Raw genomic sequence first — 3,689 nt, forward strand, 5'->3', positions numbered from 1 at the left:
CGAGGGGCCCGAGTCCGGCCAGGATCACCCACCAGTCGGCCGGCCCTGAATGGATGATGACGTCAAGGGGGCTTGGGGAGGGCGTCGGAGTCACGGGACCAGCTTAGGCCGATGCGGCCAGGAGTGACCGCAGCTCTGTCCGGGCAGCGCTGGTGAACTCGTTGAGGTCGGGGTAGCCGTCGCCGTCGGCAATCACCATGGCGTTGAACGGGCCGGCGTAGGACATCGCGCCAACACCGAGGGATATGCCGGGGCAGCCGCTCTCACCATCCGTCGGGGCCCTGCGCCGTTCACGCTGTGCCCGTTGACTCCGGTGCCCCGCTCCGCAGGCACCGGTCCGCGGGGTCGATGGCGGTCATGAGCCGCTTGCCGATGCTTCCCAGCTGGCGGGACTGCGCCTTGGTCAGGGGATCGAACACGAGGTTGCGGACGGCTTCCACATGCCCCGGAGCTGTCTGGATGATCTTCTGCCAGCCTTTGTCAGTAAGGGTGGCGAGCGTAATCCGACCGTCGGAAGGATCGGTGGAGCGGCTGACCCAGCCACGCTTTTCCAGGCGGCCCACTACCTGGGACAGGCGGGGTAGGCCGGACTCGGTGAAACCGGCGAGGTCGCTCATCCTGCGCGTGCGGGACGGCGCTTCGGACAGTCCGGCCAGAACCATGTATTCGAAGTGGCTCAGCCCCGCATCACGCTGCAGTTGGGTGTCCAGCGCGGCGGGGAGCTTCATCATGACGCCCACAAGCGTCAGCCAGACATCGCGTTCATCGTTGCTCAGCCAGCGTGGCTCATCGGCGTGCTCCATAGGTTCATTGTAAGTCATTTACTTCAAGTATGAAGTTTCTAGACGGCAGAATCGCTTGCATCATGAACTAATGACCTGTACGGTTTACTTTAATATTCAACTAACACGGTTGACGTTGGCGCCGTTCCTGCGAACGTTTAGCCTCCCACCTTCGTATCGTGCTTCCCGAGGAGCCTTGATGACCGTTTTGTCCGAGACCATGGTGCGTCCCTACGAACAACCGGCCACAGTGCGCAGCCAGGTCACAGTCCCGCTGCGTTTCCCCGATGGCTACACGGCCACGGCAGAGGTGATGACGTTCCACGGGCTGGCCGATGGCCAGGAGCACCTGCTGCTCGCGCTCGGCGAATGGGAACAGACCCTCCTCAACCAGGGGCCGGCAGGCAAGCCGCCGCTGGTCAGGCTCCACAGCGAATGCCTCACCGGTGATGTCTTCGGCAGCGAGCGCTGCGACTGCGGGCCGCAGCTGCGCGAGGCAGTCGGGGAGATTTCCGCCGTCGGGGGCTTCCTGCTGTACCTCCGCCAGGAAGGGCGCGGCATCGGACTGTATTCCAAGCTCGACGCTTACGCCTTGCAGGACAGGGGCCTGGACACGTACGAGGCGAACGTCGCGCTGGGCCGCGGCGAGGATGAACGCGATTACAGCGCTGCAGCCCAGATGCTCGGCGCGCTCGGCGCGGGACGCATCAGCCTCCTCACCAACAACCCGGACAAGGTGGGCCAGCTGGCAGCCCTCGGCATCGATGTCATGGAACAGGTTCCCACCGGGGTCCACCTTTCTGCGGCCAACCACCGCTACCTTGCCGCAAAAAGGAACCACACAGCCCACACCATCGAGCTTCCGGCTGACTTGCCCGGCAACGTTCCCAGTTCTGCAGCCGCAAGCGCCCAGGTCCCCACCCATGATGAGCTGTTGGCCCGGGTGGATGCCCTCGTTCCGCGGCTGAGGGAGCGCGCCGAAGAGACCGAGCATATCCGGCAGGTGCCGGAGGCCACCATGACGGAACTGAAGGAAGCGGGTGTCTTCCAGATGCTCGCGCCGAAGGCTGTTGGTGGATTCGGCATGGGCCTGGAAACCTACGTCCAGGTGGTACGCCGGCTGGCGCAGGGTTGTGTCTCCACCGCATGGAGCGTGGGGCACCTGGTGGAGCACGTGTGGATGCTGGCACGTTGGCCCCAACAGGCCCAGGACGAAGTCTTCGCCAACGGGCCGGCTCCCTTGGCGGCCGCCACGGGAGCGCCTCCGGGCCAAGCCACGGAAGTTCCCGGCGGCTATACGGTCTCGGGCCGCTGGAGCTTTGCCTCCGGCGTGATGCACTCCGAATGGGCTCTCCTGGCTGCCCAGCATGGCGATACCCGGATGCAGTTCCTGGTCCCGGTGGCTGACCTTGAGCTGCTGGACGTGTGGCACACCGCCGGCCTGCGGGGGACTGGAAGCAATGACCTCAGGGCGGAAGGACTTTTTGTCCCCGCGCACCGGGCACTGGCCTGGGACCTCCTGGCCTCAGCGGACAACCCCGGCAGCGGCATCCACCCGGACCCGAACATCCACATCCCGATGGCCACGTTCCTGAACATGGTGGCCCCCGCGGCCGCCCTGGGCGCTGCCGAGCACGCCATCGAGGTGTTCCGCGAGCTGATGATGGTCCGCAAAGTCAAACAGACAGTTCAGGCGCGCCAGGCAGATTCCCCTCTCGCCCAGGCCCGCTTTGCGCAGGCATACGGCCAGGTCGCCACCGCTCGGTTGCACTGGGACGAAGCCGTCCGTGTGGTCTCCGGCTCCTACGGGCGCCGACCCGTCACCTTCACCGATGGGGAACGGGCCCGCTACCGGCTCTCCCTCGGTCTGAGCGGCGCGGCGTCAGCCGAGGCCGTCCGGCTCATCCTTACGGGGTCTGGCGGTAGCGTCCACCGGCTGTCGCACCCCCTGCAGCGCATCCAGCGTGATGTCAACGTCCTGCTGAACCATGCCTCGCTGACCATGGATCCGATCCTGGAACAGGCCGGCCGCGGACTCCTTGACCTCGGCTTCACCATCCCGGCGGAACAGTTCTAGGCGCAGCAGAAGCGGACCCACCCTTGCAGGACCGCCGCCGGAGGAGGAAGATAAGCGCCTCAGTCGAGGAGGCCTGTGGTGATCGAGCTTGGAAAGTTTGAACGGTATCTGATCGAGGAATTCTTCGACGATTACCGCGCCGGGGAGATGTCCCACCGCACATTCACCCGCAGGGTCGCGTTCATCATGGGAAGCATGGCCGCAGCATCTGCAGCCATGCTGCTTGTGGGCTGCACCCCGGAGGAAGTTCCCTCCGGCAGCGACCCGATGCCGAGCTCAGACCGCCCGTCGTCCTCCGCGGCGGGCAGCGCCGCCACCGGAAGTGCGGTTCCTGGGGCGAAAAGCCCCCTCTCCTTACCGGAGGGTGCTGCGGGGCTCACGACGGCGACCGTCACCTTCGCGTCCGGAGGCACCGACATCAGCGGCTACCTTGCCCGGCCGGAATCCGGACAGTCCGGTCCCGCGGTGATGATCTGCCATGAGAACCGCGGGCTCACGCCGCATATCCAGGATGTTGCGCGGCGCTTCGCCAACGCTGGCTATGCGGCGTTGGCCCTCGACCTGCTGAGCAGGGAAGGCGGCACTGCCAGCCTCGACTCCGACGCAGTCTCCGGAGCCCTCACCAGTGCCGGAGCCCCACGACACGTTGCCGACTTCGGGGCGGCCTTTGAGTACCTCCAAGGGCAGGAATTCGTGGACCCGGACCGGATTGCCATGAACGGCTACTGCTTCGGCGGCGGCATCACCTGGCAGGCGGCAACCGAGTTGCCCGGCCTTAAAGCCACCGCTGCGTTCTATGGGCCCGCCCCTGACCTGGCCAAGGTTCCGTC

The 3,689-nt window shown here is 65.9% G+C and carries 4 protein-coding genes; 2 read left to right on the forward strand and 2 right to left on the reverse strand.

The features are described from left to right. Positions 1–103: 103 nt before the first annotated feature. Together DBR22_RS24425 and DBR22_RS09035 are read right to left on the reverse strand one after the other, a co-directional pair. A complete protein-coding gene (locus DBR22_RS24425) occupies positions 104–226 on the reverse strand; it encodes a hypothetical protein (RefSeq protein WP_258229111.1) in 123 nt (40 codons plus the stop codon). Positions 227–290: 64 nt separating this feature from the next. Continuing rightward, positions 291–803, reverse strand: a complete 513-nt coding sequence (locus DBR22_RS09035; protein WP_108598738.1) for a MarR family winged helix-turn-helix transcriptional regulator — start codon at positions 801–803, stop codon at positions 291–293. A gap of 178 nt (positions 804–981) precedes the next feature. Between DBR22_RS09035 and ribA the strand changes: the two genes are divergently transcribed. After that, entirely contained in the window at positions 982–2,859 is a 1,878-nt protein-coding gene (ribA, locus tag DBR22_RS25155) for a GTP cyclohydrolase II RibA (protein ID WP_308810196.1), read from the forward strand. A 78-nt stretch (positions 2,860–2,937) separates the two neighbouring features. Next, positions 2,938–3,689: dienelactone hydrolase family protein (locus tag DBR22_RS09045; RefSeq protein ID WP_108598739.1), on the forward strand; the 752-nt coding region annotated here is incomplete at its 3' end.

Source organism: Arthrobacter sp. HMWF013 (genome assembly GCF_003061105.1).
Taxonomy (GTDB): Bacteria; Actinomycetota; Actinomycetes; order Actinomycetales; family Micrococcaceae; genus Arthrobacter.